At 66.5% G+C, this 17,228-nt stretch carries 4 protein-coding genes; all 4 read right to left on the bottom strand.

The window, feature by feature from the left end; all coding sequences use genetic code 11:
* Positions 1-46: 46 nt before the first annotated feature.
* From ABD259_RS13740 to ABD259_RS13725, 4 genes are read right to left on the bottom strand one after another with little or no spacing between them, the layout of a single operon-like run.
* The gene (locus ABD259_RS13740; RefSeq protein ID WP_344101093.1) at positions 47-2,440 is read right to left on the bottom strand and encodes a UvrD-helicase domain-containing protein; all 2,394 of its coding nucleotides are present in this window, start codon (positions 2,438-2,440) and stop codon (positions 47-49) included.
* A complete protein-coding gene (locus ABD259_RS13735; protein ID WP_344162720.1) occupies positions 2,437-9,138 on the bottom strand; it encodes a DEAD/DEAH box helicase in 6,702 nt (2,233 codons plus the stop codon). Before ABD259_RS13735 ends, ABD259_RS13740 begins: the two co-directional genes overlap by 4 nt.
* A 2-nt stretch (positions 9,139-9,140) precedes the next feature.
* Positions 9,141-14,144 carry a class I SAM-dependent DNA methyltransferase gene (locus ABD259_RS13730; protein WP_344162717.1) on the bottom strand — a complete coding sequence of 1,668 codons (5,004 nt, stop codon included), beginning with the start codon at positions 14,142-14,144 and terminating at the stop codon, positions 9,141-9,143.
* Positions 14,141-16,969 carry a DEAD/DEAH box helicase gene (locus tag ABD259_RS13725; protein WP_344162714.1) on the bottom strand — a complete coding sequence of 943 codons (2,829 nt, stop codon included), beginning with the start codon at positions 16,967-16,969 and terminating at the stop codon, positions 14,141-14,143. The genes ABD259_RS13730 and ABD259_RS13725 overlap by 4 nt, the downstream gene beginning before the upstream one ends.
* Between the last annotated feature and the right edge of the window lie 259 nt (positions 16,970-17,228).

The raw sequence follows: 17,228 nt of genomic DNA, 5'->3' as shown, positions 1-17,228 counted from the left end.
CGGCCGTCCGCTTGTCGTACGGCCGCCCCGGGGCTCGGCCCCCGCCTCAGAACAGCGCGTTCGTCGGTCGGAAGAGTCCGTCGTCGAGCGAAGGCGCCGGGGCTGATGCGACCGACGTTGGAACGAACGGGCTGGGGGACCCGTGCCAGGACACTGCCAGCGCGTCCCGCGCGCGGGTGGCGGCGACGAAGATCAACGATCGGGCCTTCTGTATCTCACGCCGGTAACGCAGGGGGTCGCTCTCCCGGAAGCGCTCGATGCCCCGGCGCGGAACCAGCCCATCGCACATGCCTGCGATCGCCACGAAGCGGTACTCCAGCCCTTTGAAACGGTGCAGTGTCCCGACATGCACGGCGGCTTCGGCGCGAGGTCCGTCCGGTCCAATCGACACCGAGCTGATCCCCGACTTCGACAACTGGCGCTCCACCTCCCCGACCATGTCCCGGGTAGGGACGGCCACGGCGATGGAACCGTTGTCTCCGTCGATCCCCCGCCACTCGCTGACCTGGGCGGCCAGCGCGTCCAGCTCCTCGTGCCATGTGGCGGCCCGGATGAACGACGGTGTGGGGCCTCGCAGGATCGAACGGTACCCGCCGAGATTGTCGCTGCCGTCGTCGAGGTCGTCCCATGCCTCGTCGCCGAGCAGGCCGAGGGCGGATCCGAGGATCTGCTTCGTCGTCCGGTAACTGAGCGTGAGCCGCGACGAGCGACCGCGGATGTTGACACCGAGACTGCCCAGCGAGACGTAGTTGTCGTAGATGCGCTGGTGCGTGTCGCCGACCAGGAAGATGTCGTCGTCTTTCTCCGCCACCATCGCGCGCAGCAGCTTCCAGTGGGCCGGGTTCAGGTCCTGGGCCTCGTCCACCACGATGTGCTGGTAGTCGTGGCGGAGATTCGCCCACGACTGGTCCAGGCGGTGCAGCATCGGCCCGCCGTGCTGGGCTTCGTCGTCCTTGTAGGCGGCGATCTTGGCGGCCTGCTCTCCCTTGATGCGGGCGGCGATTTCCGCGACCTGGCGGTGCGTCCACACCCGCTTCTCGTCGAGGCGCATGGTGAACCGTTCCACCAGCTGCCAGATCTCGGCCCGCTGCGCCCGACTGATGCGCTGGCCGCGTCCCGCGCGCCGGGCGCGGAAGTAGTCGGCCCGCGAGTTGACCGCTTGGCCCAGGATGACCTGGCTCCACTCGGCGTTGAGGAAATCCGCGTCCCAGCGCGTCTCACCGATCTCGGAGAGCATGTCCTGCCACTCGTCCAGCGCCTGCGCGTCGCTGATCCACCGACGGCGGCCGCCCTGAGCGGCCTCGGCGACGATCTGGTTGGCCAGGCTGTCGATGTTGACGATGTGGACGCGGTCGACCAACTCTTGGCCGCCGAGATCCAGCAGCCGTTTGCGCAGGTCGGTTGCGAGATTCCGGTTGTAGGTGGTCAGCAGCACGGCCTTGGTGCGTCCCGGAGGCAGCTGCTCGACCAGGTACTTCACCCGATGCAGCGCGACGATGGTCTTGCCGGTTCCCGGGCCGCCGCTCACCCGGGCGGGGCCCTTGTAGCGACGCTTGACCAGCCTCTCCTGTGTCGGGTGCAGGTAGACCTTCCAGCGGCCGAAGTCGTCCTCGATGGCCTCGCGCAGGTCCGTGTCCTCGGTAGTCACCCTGGTCGTGGATCGGTTCAGGGCGGCCGAGTAGTCGGTGACATCGACGGGCTCGGTCGCCGCGACCGGTCGGGTGATGCTCTCCAGGACCTCGTCGAAGCCTTTGCCCTCGGCCAGAGCAAGCAGGACCTCTTCGGAGTGCGCCGGGGCGTACTCGACCAGCCCGAGCATCTTCTCCTCGGTGCTGACGTCCAGGGCCAGCGGGATCAGCGCTTCGGCCACCCCGAGCTCGCGCAGCTGCTCCGCACTGACCCCCGCCAGCAGGGGGCGCCCGTGGGCACGCGGCGGCTCACCTGACGGCTCCGGTTCCGACCGCTTCTGCCGCTCAGCCCCCGGCTCGGGTGCGGGATCCGCCACCGGAGCAGACGGCGAGTCGACGGACCCGGGGCCTTCACTCCCCGAAGGCTCGGACGTCCCGGGGGTCCCGCTGGCAGCCCGCACCGTCGCGGACTCCACGACCTCCAGGAACTCGATACCCCCCGTGACGGGGTTCACCTGGTGGTGGAACCGGTCGAGGTTGTCGTACACCTCGCTGCGGTGCCGGACCGCGACGAGGATGTAGTCGCTCTCGCCGACGTGGAGCAGGAGCGCCCGGTAGTCGTCGGTGACCCGCGCCGAATACAGGCGATCGTTCCCCTTCAGCTGTTTGAGCCGCAGCCCCGGGGAGTTGGGGTTCTCCCGGAACTTGTACTGGAAGTCGTAGATAGCGCCCTTGACGACCCGGGGGAGTCTCTTGATCTCCTTATCCGCCTTGTCCAAGAGCCTCAGCGTCGCCTTGCCCTGCACGCTCATCCTTCCGTTCCCATCACCCGCGCCGCGATCTCCGCGGCGTCCCAGTCCTGCGCCTCGCGCGCCGTCCACCCGGCTGCGGCGTAGGCCGCGTCTCCCTTGGCCTTTTCTTCCTTGTTGGTCAGTAGAGCGTCGGACAGGACGACCGCGATCCGCTGCTCAGGCCAGGCGAGCTCGGCCGGCCACAGTCCACCGGAGAGCTCGTAGCCTGCCTCGGGAACCGGAACACCGCGGTCGATCAAGCTGCGCACCAGCGACTCCAGCCCGGGCTCGTCCCGCTCCAGATAGGCAAGCACCTCGGTCCATCCCCGCTGGTCTGGTTCCGGGGCCACGGGCGCCGAATCTACGCCGCTGCCGGCCTCCGTGCCGTGCTCAGGTGTCGGCCGACCGGCCCCTGCCGACTGCGGCGCGGGAGCCTCGGACGGGACAGCAGTGTCGGCCGCCGCACGGCCGACAGCCTCGGCCCGGTCGGGTTCGCGGGAAGCACCTTCGGCTTCCTCGGTCCGCCCGTCGTCCTCCGCATCGACGATGCCCCGCCCTGCCCTGCGGCCGCTGGGCAGAGCGTCGCCGAACAGCTCGGCCGTCTCGTCGTCCAGCGGCAGTCTCGCGTGGGTCTCTTCCAGGCCGACACCTCCGGCCGCCGCGATGACCTCGGCGTCGAACGCTTCCAGGTCGCTCAGCGCGAGCTGCCCGCCGTCGCTGTGTTCGCCCGCCAGAAACTGGAGCAGATTCCCCCAGTACAGCCAGGCCTGCCACCGGCGCCTGTGCTGCTCCGGATCGGCGGTGGCCGTCGCTTGCCGGTCATCGACCACGGTGAAGCCGCTGACCGACCGCGTCTGCCGGTCGAGCAGCACCACCACCGGACAGCCGTCGTCATCGGCACCGCGCAGCAGCATCATTGTGCCGTCCGTCCCCCGCGACGCCAGCGGATCGCCGGACAGGGCCGCGACGAGCGCGCCACCCACCGTCTCCCGGCTCACCCGTGCGGCTTCTGCTCCGGGAGTACGGCCGATTCCGGCTGCCGCCGCAGACGCGCGGCGCCGCCATGTCTGTCGGTCAGGATCAGACAGAAACGCCAGGAGCATGTCGATGGGCCGCACCCACACCGTGGACCGCAACTCCTCGCCATCGCCGCCCTCCTGCCGGTAGGCGGTGAGCGCCGCGCCCTCCGCACGGTGGCCGTACGGCTTCCACCGCTGCGCTCCGGCCACGTCCCGGTTCTCCCACGAGGCGATGTCGTCCCAGGTGAGCTGGAAGACAGTACACCCGTGAGCCCGCAGCCGAGCGCGCTTCTCGGCGTCATCGGCCAGCCGGTTGCGATGTGGCGCCGCGTGGTACTCGTAGCCGTCGAGGTACACCGCCACCTGTGTCGCTTCGGCGTCCAGCCGCCGGAACAGCACATCGGGACGCGTGCCCTTGATCGTGTTCTGCATGATGACCTGCCAGCTCACCACCGAGCCGTCGGACCCGGTCAGCCGAAGCTCGGCCGTCCGCCGGTCGTTGACCCGTGCGGCCGGACTCAGCGAACGACCCGCCCGCGGCTCGTCGGCCCATGCGGTGAGCGCGGCCAGGAACCGCGCCTCCAGTTCGCTCTCGACCTGATCCCACAGCGAGATCTCGCTGGTCCCCGCGATGCTCGTGGTGCCCCAGTCGTCCAACAGGTCGTGCAGCATCCGTGACGCCAGGGCGCGGTCGGTGTGGGGGAACTCGCGGTCGCTGACGTAGGCGAGCAGGCACCGGTGGCATGCGGCCCGGTCGGCTTCCGTGGCGCAGGTGCAGCCGTCGACCACCTCCAGGGCGCGGGACAGGATCTCCCGGATGCCCTCCTCGCCGGACCGCGGGTTCAGGTAGCCGGTGCCGCCGGGCAGTGTGTCATAGACGATGAGGTACTGCCGACGCCGTCCCGTCTCCTCGTCCGGCATGGTCGCGACCGTCGACGCCAGGTGCGGCAGTTCCCCGCCGTAGACGCTGGCGAATCCCGCCATCAGCGCGGCCTTGAAGCTGATGGTGCGCTCCGGCACCTGAACCGTGGCGGCGGGAAGCAGGATGCGCAGCGCCTCCGTGCGCAGCGTGTGGGCGAGCACCAAGGGAAGATGCTCCACAGCGTCGCCGCGCCGCTGGCGGCACCAGGGGCGGTGGTGGCTGGGGGAGGAGTCGTAGCCGCTCGTCGTCAGGTACTCGTCGCGCCGGTCAGGCCCGGGGTCGTCCGGTGTCGCGCCGCCGCACGTGGTGCACACGCGGAACGGGTTGGGCCGGACCAGCTCCCCGGCGAACGGTGCGTCCGCCGGACGGTCCATCCGCAGCGCCCCGAGGTTGAACCGGCGGATCAACGCTCCGCGGGTGAACTCGACGCCGAAGGCGCGGGTCCGGTGCCGCCACGCCCCCGGCGCGATGTCCTCGCGCGCGATGTCCACGGCCACCGGTGTCTCGTAGAAGCGGCGCTGCCGCTCGTCGTGGTCGTCACGGATCAGCGCGTCCTCGCGCCGGTCCCGCGCGAAGACCCGGGTCGGTTCGATCACGTTGTGCAGCGCGCTCTGGTCTCCGATGCTCGCACTGCGGCACTGCGGGCAGGGCCGGGTGTCCTCGTCGGCCGCTGTCGTCCGCACGTAACCGCACTCCGGGCACACCCGCCACCGGGTCCATGTCGGCCGGTTCTGGGTGCCGATGTCGATGCCATCGACCTGGTGCCGGTAGCCGCGCACGTAGAAGTGGTTGCCGGGGGCGAGTTCGGTCAGGGCCGACGTCGCCGACCGCTCGTACTCGCGGATCTCGCTGTGGTAGGTGGTCTTCTGCTCGGAGTCGGTCTCCTCCCAGGAGATCGTGGCCTCCAGCTCGGTCACCGAGTCCACCAGGGAGTAGTTCGGCAGCACACCGAGCTCGACGAGGGCGCCGTGCGCGCTGCCCTTTCCGGCCGACGTGATGACGCGGGCGATCTCCCGGCGCTCGGCGGACAGCTGCCGCTTCCGGGACCGCTGCTGCGGGTCGGAGTCGAGCAGCGCCGCCGCCGCGGCGTCGATGACCTCCAGGCGGGCGCGCAGGTCGGCCAGTCGCGCCTGCCACTTGCGCTCCGCATCGGCCAGGAAGTCCTTGATCCCGGCCGCGGCATACGAGCGCAGCTCAGCGGCCGCTTCATCGCTGACATCGGCGCCCGCACCCGCGAACAGGGCGAGGAAGTCCTCCACCAGCCGCGGCCCCTCAGCCAATGCGGCGTCGACGAACGGGCCGAGCCATCCGGTCTCCCCGAACAGCGCCGACGCGCGTCGCGGCAGTGCGGACACACCGGGCAGGCGACCGCGGGCCGCCAGGTCGAGCAGGTGCGCCGCGTACTGGCGGCGCAGGATCTCCACAGCTGAGGGGTAGCTCCCGGGCGGGGTGATCTGCCCGGCGATCATGTCGCGAGGGGCGGCCAGGTAGTACCGCTCGCGCGGGCGCCGACCGATCAGCGTGAGCAGGAAGGCGTTGCCGGAGCGCCGTCCGGCACGTCCGGCGCGCTGCACGTAGTTCGCGGGGCCGTTCGGCAGCGATCCCAGGATCACGGTCGACAGCGCCCCGATGTCGATGCCGAGCTCCAGGGTGGGTGTGCACGACAGCACGTTCGGGTCGCTGTAGCGGGTGCCCTCGCGGAACGCCTCCTCGGTGCGCTCCCGCTGGGCGCGGGTCAACTGGCCGGTGTGCTCGGCGGTGGTCACCCGGAACGGTTCGGCGGACAGGTACAGCCCCCGGTAGTAGTCGGAGGCGAACCGCCGGTCTTCGTCAACCCGCAGCACGCCGTCGGAGCAGCGGTACCGCGGGCACCGCATCCCTTCGCAGGCGGGGAGAAGCGCGGGGTGCACGGTCTGCTTCCAGTTACACACTGGGCAGATCAGTCCGGCCGCGGCCGTCTCGGCATCGGCCAGGCGGCGGACGTGCACGTGGCCGGGCATGAGCCCGTAGACGCGGGTGGCGCCATCGGCGGCGGTGTGACGGAAGAGGACGCCCTCGTCGGCCAGGAGCTCCAGCAGCCGACCTAGGTAGCGTGTCGCCGTGTCGGTGTCCACGCCGAGGCAGCGTGCCGTCCAGTCCTGGTACCAGTTGCCGCGGCCGGCGATGGAGTCGAACTCGCTGCGGTTCTTGACCTGGCCCAGCAGGAAGCGCGGTGACGGCAGTCCGGCCGGGAACGCGGGCATGCCGTCGGGTCGCTTGCCCCAGATCGTGCCGTAGCGGCGGGTCCCGGCGGCGTTCAGCCACGGAGTCAGCCAGTGGTGGGCGACGCCGCCGCGCGTGCGCAGTCGCTCCAGGAGGCCGCGCAGGTAGCCGACGAAGACGTGCGGCTCGGGCAGCCCGCCGTCGACGGTCTGGTGCGGATCGTGGAGCAGCAGGTCCCGGGCGAGCGAGGCGAGCCGGTCGGGGGAGTCGATGCGGACCTCGGCAGCAGCCGTCCGGGTGAGCTCCAGGGTGCGGCCCTGTCGCGAACGCAGCCCGAATTCGAGGACCGAGGAGAACGCGAGCCGCTCGCCGATGAGCTCCCACACCCGGGTGCCGCCCGGATCCTCCCCGGCCAGCAGCTGGTCGACTTCGGCGCGCTCGTGCAGGTCGGGCGGGACCACGCAGGCCAGGAACTTGGGGTCGGCGGCGCTGGTAACGGTGTCGGCGATCAGGTCGTTCAGCGCGATCGGTGACCCGTCCCGTGGCAGGTGCTCGGCCAGGAGCGTGCGCAGGGAGAAGGTGTAGGACCGGTTCGACACGAATCCGGCGCGGTGCGCGGCGTCCTGCACCGAGTCGTTGAAGATGAGTGTCTTGGGCTGGTCACTGTTATCGCTGTTGAGATCCCCGCCGAGCTGCCCGCCGGTGAAGAGCTCGGTGACCGCCACCGAGGCGAGCGCGGCCGGTCCCGAACCGAGGAAGCGGGTGCCCTGCTCGGAACGGCAGGCGGGGCAGCGGTCCATCTCGGCGTCGCGGAACGCTTCCTTGGTGTGGGCGAGGTCGCCGATGACGAACACGCCGTCGAGCTCGCCCTTGGCCGCGGCGGCAATGTCGGTGCCGTCGACGGGGCGGATGTTCTCGCCGGAGGCGCTGAGCACGTGGACGTTCTGTCCGGCGGTGCGCTGTGCGGCTTCGGTACGGCTCGCGTGGATGAACACGCGGAGGTACTTCTTGGCGGAGATCGCGCCCCGATAGATCCGTTCCGGGTCTGTCACGAGCTGGGTCGGGTTGCGCTCCGGCGAAATCGCCGCCCACCCCGACCGGCCGCACTGGCGGCAGTACACGGCAGGGAGACGGCCCCGGCCGATGCCGGAGGCCGTGGTCTCGCCGTCCAGGGCCGGTGCGGCCTCACCGTGCCAGCTGAATGCCGGTTTCTCGGACACGGCGCGCAGCAGCCGGGTGATCGCTCGTGCCCAGAGGTGCGTCTCGATAGCGAGGAAGGGCTGGGTGGGGTCGTTCGGGTCGCGCGCGATGGACAGCAGCGCGACGTAGCGCGCCAGAGCCTCGGCCGTCTGGGCGGGAGCGGTGCGCAGCGCCTGTCCCCAGGCGTAGGCGCCGCGCTTGGGAAGCGTTTCGAGGATCTCGTCGGCGGTGGAAATCCCTCCGTCGAGGATTTCCAGGACGGCACTGGTCAGGATGTGCGTCCTGAGCACCTTGCCCAGTTCCTGCGGGGAGAGGTCGTCCTGACCCGTGAAAGCCGCCATGATGCGCGCCATGGCCGTGGGGTCCCCGCCATGCGGGTCGGGGAGGTTGGCGACCTCAACCGGGTTAGGGAGAGGGAGGCTGTACTCGATCTTGTTGAATGGGACGAATTCCTCGGCGGTGAGGCGGTCTTCGCCGATGACGGAGTCGGGACCGAACTCGGTGGCGAACACGGTCGCGGCCACCTCGCGGATGGCCTGGTCAGATTCTGCGGAGCCGTCGCCCGCGCCGAGGGTGGCGCTGGTCGCGACCGGGCAGATGTCCCCGAGCGGCTGGCCAGGGCGGGTATTGCCTGTTGCGGCGGCGAGGCGTCGCAACAGCATCGCCACGTCGGTACCCTGCGCGCCGTCGTAGGTGTGGAACTCGTCCACGACGACGTAAGCGAGGTCTGAGCCCTCCCAGAGTGGGAGGTCGTGCTCGCGCAGCAGAAGCAGGTCGAGCATCTTGTAGTTGGTGATGAGAATGTCGGGCCGGACCCGGCGGATCTCGTCACGCCTGGTGATGATGTTCCGGTAACCGGTCTCGGGCGTATCACCGATATAGAGACCCGCGGTAACGCCTTCGAGCCCCTGCTGACCCAAGTAGTCGTTCAACCGCTGCGCCTGGTCGGTGGCGAGTGCGTTCATCGGGTAGAGCAGGACCGCTTTCACCCCGGCGTTGCCGCGTGCCCGCTCCCGGCGGCAGTGGTCGAGCACCGGGATGACGAACGACTCGGTCTTTCCGGAGCCGGTCCCGGTCGTAATGATTGTGGGTTGGGCCGGACCACGGAGTGTCGAAAGCCGCTGGAAAGCTCGCGCCTGATGCCGGTAAGGAGTGAACCCGGCCGGAGCCCACTCCAAGCTCCCCCGCCATTCCCCGTCGGCCGGGCGGAATGGTGTCCGGATCCGGAGGTAGGGGCCACGGAAAATCCCGTGGTGGGGGTCGTTGAGGAACTCCTCCAATCCCTCGCGGACAGGCTCGTCAGCGAGCGCGAAGGTGGTGGAGAGGTATTGCGTGATGTTCCGTTTGATCTCAACAGCGGCGAGGGTGGGCTGCATGATCAGTCCTCCCCATCCCACTCACCGTTGGCCTTGGCGCGTTCTAGTATCTCCGTGAAGTAGGCGTGGGCCTGGCGGTACTCGTTTTTTCGATTGGCTTTATAAAAGGGGGGTGTGTAGCCTTCTGGGGTCGGCTCAGCGCAAGACGAATCTAGGTATGTCTGAAGTTGGACGTAGTGTTCTTTAGTCTGATCGAATCCGTAGGCGTAGCGGTCTGCAGCGATTTTTCTACCGTTAGCGTCGAACCAAGTATCCCGGTCGCGTCCAGCAAGAATTTGGAATCGAGCGTCATATATAGAGTTCAGTTGATCGCTGGATAGTCCGAGCCAGACTGCCACGAGCGCATCTATCTCTACTAAGGCGGCACGTCGCTCATATTCCGTTCGGAGTGGAGTAGTGTAGTCCCACTTTGGAGAGATATTACCGAGCTTTGCAAGATGCGGCCAATTAATAGCCCAATCCTGATTCTGCCAATCAGATATATAGAGTTCATTCCAAAGTGGAAAGTACGCGTCAGTGAGACAGTTGAGCCGAGCTGTTCTTACAAGCAGGGGCAGGGCCAATGGATGTCGGTCGGATGGCGACGGCATTTTGTGAGCTTCAGAGACGTCGAGATGCGAGCGCCCAGTTACGCGCAGGAGATAGTCCAGGGGCAAGGATGACCAGAAGCCGCAGTTGAGGACAGTCTGACGGTTGTCACTCAACGCCATTGAACGAACGGCGTGCACATGCGCGGGGCCGGGCGGGATAAGTGCGGCAAAAAGACTCCGCTCGGTATCAGATGCGATCATGTTGCGCCAAGCCAGGCGAAAGTATCCGGTGTAACGACGGTCTCCCCACATCTCTTGAGAGGACAAAAACTCTTCATATGTGCAGGCACGCTTATAGTTGGTATTGGGTAGCGTGTCCGCTGGGATGGTGGAGGGATTGAATGACTTCCAGTCCTTGGCATGCTTGAAAGGAATGTTTGGATTCTGCATCAAGGGCGTGGAAGGTTCGATGTGGGGTCCCTGAAGAATGGACTCGGTGAGATTCGGGGCGGGTGAATTATCCCATCGAATTATTCCAGATTTCCGATCGTTTGCCTCGTTGAATCCTTGGCTGATATACGGGTTGTGGGTCCCTAGTCGGCTCTTGAAGTTCGCGAGTTCCCTCATGGCTCCTGATTCGGATGCCGTTACTGGGTGCAATAGAGGAGTCTGCTCGATTGGTACGTCTGTCGAATCGGTTAGGCGCCTCCATTCAGCAAGCTGTTTAAGGTCTACAGAAACAATCCTATCCTTGTGAGGTTGTAGGTCCCACTTTCCGTCATTCTTAATTCCTGGTGCAGGTCCGCGTCCGTCGTGCTTCAGAGAACCCGTGACGACTGACGCCCCATACAGCCAGTTCATAGTCTTAAATCTAATCTCGGATTCGTGTGCGTAGATGTGAACGCCGAATTCTCGGCTCCGTCCAACTGGGCTGGGGAAGGCCCAGTTTCCCGCATTGACGAAATGGGCGTGAAATTTAAGACGTTTGTATGAGGCAGCTCGAAGTTTGCCTTCCTTTGTTCCCCCAAAGTGGGTGTCTGAATGGATGAGGCCGACGCTTCCTTTTTGGGCCATATTGTCCCACGTTCGGCACATGAAAGCTCGATAAAGGTCGGGGCGAGTTCCAGATAGAAGGAAATAGGTTGTATTGTCTGACAGGAAGGAACTCATGCCAGATACCTCAGCTAGGTTTGTGAGAAAATAGCAGGCGTTGTGCCGTGGCTGAAGCGCGTCCGATTTGCGTTTCGCGACGGTGCCAGCGTTCACTCTTTCGTGTAGCTTGAACCACGGGTCCAGCTCTGCGAGTACTGATTCCTCATCCCATTCGGGGCGCACCCATGGGGGGTTTCCTACTTGAAGTGTGAATCCGCAATTCTGGAAAATGTGCGCAAACTGAAGTTCCCAGTGGAAGTACCCGCGCTGATTAGCGAGGTCTTCTACTGTGTGGAGCCAAGGAAATCGCTCTGCTAACTTGAATTCTGACTCCATTCCCGTCCATGCTGGAAGCTGGTCTTCATGGTCACTGAGATCTTCTAGGCTCGCGAAGTGTTCCACGAGGGAGTCTTTAGGAATGTCTGCTCGACCGAGAAGGGCCTCAGCGAAGTCAAGCCAGTTATCAAGGCATGAGAGAGGGACACTCTTGCTCGCTACACCAAACAGTGAGTCGTTTCCCCTTGGTCGACTGACATCGAGTGTGTCTTCTAGCCGTTGGTAGAGATCATCGCTTCCGTCCAGCAGCCCTGCCTTCTCCACGGGCCAGAACCACAGTGCGCACCAGGCGTCCATCAGGGTCTTCAAACGCCAATAGGGTGTGCCTTGTGCCGTTAGGTCAGCGAGGACCTTTTCCCTGGGAACAGCTGTCTCGGGGTGCTCCAGGTCATCGGCGCCCCAGACATCGATGTGGCGGCTGATCTCCCTCTCGGAAATCTCTAGCCGGCGGATGACCAGTTGCCACAGGTACTCGGCTCGGCGGGCTAGGCCTTGGAGTCGCTGGACCTGAGACTGCTTTTCGCCCCGCTTCTTCTTCGCCGATGGTGCCTTGCGTATCGCCCTGCGCCAGTCGGCGAGGCGCTTGGCGTCGTCCGGGGCGAGTGACCGCGCCTCTCTCTCTGCTGCGACGCAACCCCAGCCCTGGGCAGGGAGGAGGAAGTGGTGGATGTAACCTTCGGGGATCTCGCCTTCCCGGAAGGGGTGATCGGTCGGCGCTTCCTTGAGCCACGCTCCCTTGGCCAGCTGGTCGGGGCTGTACAGTCGTCGCCCAGCACCGATCAGCGAGTTGCCTCGCCGCAGGTGGAGGCCGAACCATGGGGCCTGGAGCCCGGGGTGCATGACGTTGAGCCAGAGAGATACTTCCGCCAACTCCACGGCTGTCGCGTTCAGGTCGACGCCGTAGCAGCGGTGGAGGGCGATATACGCTTTCACTTTCTGCAGTTCGTGGGCGTAGTCTTCCGGCTCCAATCGCACGCCGAGTTCATTCTGCCGCCGCTTGAGGTACTCGGCCGCCACCTGGTTGATGGCCTCGTTGAGGAATGCCCCGGAGCCCAGTGCTGGCTCGCAGATGGTCCAGTCCAGGAGCTCGCGGGCCTTGGTCGTCTTGCCGTCCTGGTCCAGAAGCTCCCGCAAGGCCAGCTGTACCGTCAGCTGGGTCAGTGACTCGGGTGTGTAGTACGACGCGCTCGTCTCACGGTCGCGTCCAGCCAGCCGGTACACGAACGAGCCCGGCTTGTAGACGACGCGCTCGCCGGTGGGGAAGCCGTCCTCGTCCTTCTCCGGGACCCAGACGTCGTCCGGGTAGTCGGCCACTGCCGAGTGCGGGACCAGCCAGGAACCGTCCTTCGGGTCGCCGTTCTTGGCCGCCTCGTACAGCAACTCCTCAGCGATGAACCCGGTGTAGGACATCAGTCCCTCGTACACCGCACCAAGCTGGTTGATGCCCAGCTGCGCGTACGAGATGAACCCGCCCCGTTCCTTGCGCTTGCCGCGTGCCAGCATCAGCAGACGCAGCACCCGGTGTAGCGCCTTGTTCCGCAGTCGGGTGTCGAGCCGTGGCATTACCGGATCGTCCTGGTCATCGTCCGGATGGACCAGCGCGCGGCCGATGAGTCGCGTCCGCTCGGGGGCGAAGAGGTCGGCCCTCAGCGCCTCGAACCGTAGGCCGTCACCCTCCGACAGATCACGTGCCTCGTCCTCCGACAGCACGCGGCCGCGCGGTCGGTGGCCCTCATTGACCATCCGGAAGAGCAGGTCCAGCGACTCGTAGAGGTGCACGCTGTTGCGCGCCTCCTCGCCGACCAATCCCTGCACGACCAGGTCACCGAGGCGGGCCATGCTGTATCCGCGCATGTACGCCTCATCGTCTGCCGGAACCACGCCCAATTCCGGGCGTGCCTCCGCGTACAGCAGGAACAGGATTCGGTACAGATACCGCAGCGACTCGCGGGCCAGTTCGTCGGCGAACTCCTTATTGGAGTCGGCCAGCTGATCCGGACGCACCCCCTGTTCGCGCAGTCGTTCCAGCACCTCGTTGGCGATGATCTCGACCGACTTCTGTAGGCCCTCCCGCAGGTCCTTTGAGACACCGACCGCGTGCTGGCGGGACGCGTCCAACAGCGCCTGGATCGGCTCGGTGCCGCCCTCCTCGGGCGGGAGCAGTGCCTCGGCGCCGAACAGCGCGGCGATCGTGCCGAGCTCGTCGTTGTCCCCGCGCCCGAGCGCTACGTCCAAGCTGACCGCCAGGTACCGGCCCTCGCCCCACACCGCACGGTCGGCGAGGATGATCACACCGCCCGCGAGGATCAGCACATACCGCAGCCGCTCGTCCTGGTTGAGCAACCACGACGCGAGCTTGGTGCCGAGCGTGATGGGCTCCCGCTCGCCCACGTCCGCAGGGTCCAGCAGCCGTCCCGCTTCGGCCTCGTCCATAGCCGCGTCCACGTCCGGGGCCCAGCCGCATTCGATCGCGGCCAGCGTCGGCTCGTGCAGGGCTACCCGTACCGTGCGCTGCTCGTCGCCGTCATCCACCAGGAAATCCACCGGCTCGGGCTTGACGCTGTACCCCAGGGCCGACAGGACGTCGCGGTGTAGTTCGTGAAGGCGCTCTCGGTACGCAGCGGCCTCATTGGGCCGGACCCCGCCGCCTTCGCGGATGTCGGCCGTCGCCTCGGCGAAGGTCGGACGCTCTTTGAAGTATCGCGACTTCAGCGCGCGCAGGCCGGCGCGCGGCGTCGGTGTGGTGGAGCGGGACGTCTCGTCGGCAGACTCCTCGGATGCTTCCGACGCATCCGTCTCCGCACCCTCCGCGGGTGCCTCCTGCTTCCGCGCGGCCCTGCGCTCGCGCTTCTCGCGCTCGGCCTCTTTCTCCAGCTCGGTCCACCTGCGGAACGGGCCGTCCTTGCCCTTCAGTGTCTTGGGCAGAACCTCGGCCAGGTAGTGGGCGGAGAAGTAGTCACCGCGATTCACCAGCGAGTCGTAGCTCACGACGCCCCCTTCACCACAGCGAGGATGCGCAGAAGCGGCTCCCCGTTCGTCCGCATCTTCTTCATCAGTCGTTCCTGCTCGGCGACGGTCGCATCGACCTCACGGCGCCGCCGCTCACTCCGCGGATCGGCACCGATCCCTTCAAGGCTGAGCTGCTGCCACTGCCGGAGCTGCTGCTCTGGCTGGGCGAGCTGTTCCTCGATACGCTCGTCGTAGTCGGCCCGGCAGGTATCCAGGTGCTCGCGGGCCGCGCGCACCGCCGGTTCGACGAGCTTTTGGAGCGGCTCCAGATCGCTAGGCGTGCCCGTGTTGATCATCTCCGGGCCGACCTCGGCCCGCCGGAGCACATCGAACATGTCTTCCACCTGCGGCTGGTCGGGCAGCCCGCCCACCGCCATCCACTCGACCACCGTTGGCTGGCCCAGCTCGTTGGAGTAGATGCCCTGCACGAGGAACACCGGGCTGTCCACGCGTCCCGTGATGACGGGTGCCTGCTGCCGATGCAGGCGCACCTGCACCTTGTCCACCAGCCACTCGACCATCGGATGAAGATCGCTTACGTATGCGGTCTCCGGCCATGAGGTCTCGGTCTGACGGGCTTCCTCGCGCTTCTCCTCGCCGTGCTGCTTGTCGAAGGTCACCCGCATCCGTTCGGTGACCTTGCGCTTCTTCAGATACGAGGCGGGCAGCACGGAGAGCCGGTGCTTGAGGTCGGCCGGTGGCTCGAAAGCGAGCATCGTGCCATCCTCGTCCACCTGTACTTCAGGGCAGACGGTCTCCAACGCGGTCCGCACGAACGCCTCGGTTGAGTCGAAAAGCCGGGGGACCGGGGCGATCTCTGGTGCTGCCGCGTGCTCCGGCACGCCGACCCCATCACCGTAAAGGTGGCCCATCCAGTCGTCTTCCACGTCCCCAGCACCCGGGCGATCCAGTGATTCGTCGACCGATCTACCGGTGAGGAGGTCGTGGATGAGCCGGTCCTCCTCCTTCTTCGCGCTGAACTCGCCGGTGACGGCCTCGGCCGTGCCGAGGCTGCGGTGCGCCTGCTCCTCGCGCTTGAGCAGTTTCTCGGCCACAGTCCGGTCGTCGGTGACGCCCTCCACCTGCGATGTGTGAATGAGCGCCTTGAACTGGGGCTCGTGCTCCTGGCCGTAGCGGTCGATGCGTCCGTTGCGCTGCTCGATGCGGATCAGGCTCCACGGCAAGTCGTAGTGGATCAGGTGGTGGCACTGGCGGTGCAGGTTGACGCCCTCGGACGCGATGTCACTGGTGAAGAAGATGCGGACCTTGCTGTCCTCCAGCGCGAAGTCGTCGATGATGCGCTGCTGCTCCTGGTCGGACATGCCATTGCCTTTGAGCAGCGCGATCTGATCGCTCTTCAGGCCCAGCTCCGCCGGAACGGTCTCGACCAGCCACTCAAGGGTGGGAATGGATTCGGAGAACACGACCGCGCGTGTCTTCTGTCCCTTTCCGACACCGATGTCCTTCAGCTGCTCGATGAGGGCGGCGCGTTTGGCCGAGTCCGCGTCGCTGATGCGCTCTACCAGCTGTTTTAGGTCCTTGAGAGCACCGAACTCGCGCTCGTCCTGGCCGTCCTTCAGTTTTCCGGTGCTGCCCACAGTCATGCTTGCCAGCCGGTTGTCGATGGTGGTGGCGAGCGCTCGGTGGGACGATAGGAACGCCTTGATGAGGGTGTAGGGGAAAAGTCTGCGCTCGCGGCGTACGACCGGTCCGCCCTCGCGGCCTTCCCCACGTAGCCAGACGCGGGTCAGTTCGTCGAACACGGCTTCCTCGGCCGGAGTGGCCGCGCAGTAGACGGACTCCGACGGCCCGCGGTCCGGCCACTTGTCGCCCATCTGCTCCCGCACCTCCGGATTCACTTTGGTGCGGCGGATATAGAGGTGGGCGATGTCATCGGCCGAGTAGTTCTCGGGGTCGACGATGGCGGCCGGGTCGAGCATCCGGATCAGCTCGGCGAACGATCGGGCGTTGCCGTTGTGCGGGGTCGCGCTGGCCAGCAGCAGTGCGTCGGTCTGGGCGGCCAGCAGCTTGGCCAGGCGGTTGCGCAGGTTGCCCTCGTTGATGAGGTTGTGGGATTCGTCGATGACGACGGCGTCCCACGTCATATTGCGCAGGTGCTGCCCGTACTTGCCCTGGTTCTTCAGGGTGTCGACCGAGATGATGGCGCGCTTGAAGTACAGGAAGGGGTTGCGTCCGGCCGGGATCTCGCGCTGCACCCGCTCCAAGCCGACTGAGTCCAGGCGGACGAGAGGGATGGCGAACCGGGTCCACAGCTCCTGCTGGAACTGTTCCAGGACCTGTTGGGGCGTAACGACGAGGATGCGCTCGCCGCGGCCGCGGCGTATCAGCTCGGCAAGAATGAGCCCGATCTCCAGGGTCTTACCGAGCCCCACCACGTCGGCGATGAGCAGCCGCGGTCGCAGCCCCTGCAATGCCAGCTCGGCCGGGCGCTGCTGGTAGACGTGCTCATCGAGGAGGAACTTGTCGGTCATCGCGAGCCGCCGCTCCGACTGGGGGAGCGGGGTACGGCGCAGCACCGACTCCAGGTACAGCCGGCTTTGTGCGAACCGGGCAGAGTCGTCGGGGACGAGCACGGTGTCCTCGGGCCGAAGCGGGCGCACGTCGTCGATGCCGGTGAAGAAGACGGCATCTTCCTCACGGACGAACTCGGAGACCCCCACGGCCCGCACCATGTAGCCGTCTTCATCCGGGTGATTGGTGGGGATGCAGGTGCGCACCATCCATTCGGCGTCGCGGACCTCGATGCGGGCTCCGGGGGCAAATGGGCTTGACTCGGCTGCCACTGCTGTCGTTGTGTCCGCTTCTGCTTGTGTGGTCGTACCGACCCCTGCGTCCGCGCTCCGCTCCGTCATGTCGGACACGCTGCTCTCACCACTGATCACTGTCGGAACCCTGCAATCCCCACTCGGCACGGTTACTCACTGTGCCATGACTTGCCACTGGCCGATGACGCCGCGAAGAAACGCAGCCGTTCCGCTCCGGGCCTGGTCCGGCCGCGGGCGGTGAGCGCGCCCCATCGCCCTGCTGCGCTGGCACGATGGT

The sequence above is a fragment of the Nocardiopsis rhodophaea genome (assembly GCF_039530945.1).
Classification (GTDB): domain Bacteria; phylum Actinomycetota; class Actinomycetes; order Streptosporangiales; family Streptosporangiaceae; genus Nocardiopsis_C; species Nocardiopsis_C rhodophaea.
This window is presented reverse-complemented; position numbering and strand designations above follow the sequence as displayed.

Excerpts from the sequence above, each read along its gene's own strand:
- ABD259_RS13735 (WP_344162720.1), bottom strand. The coding sequence starts at position 9,138 with ATGCAGCCCACCCTCGCCGCTGTTGAGATCAAACGGAACATCACGCAA.
- ABD259_RS13740 (WP_344101093.1), bottom strand. The coding sequence starts at position 2,440 with ATGAGCGTGCAGGGCAAGGCGACGCTGAGGCTCTTGGACAAGGCGGAT.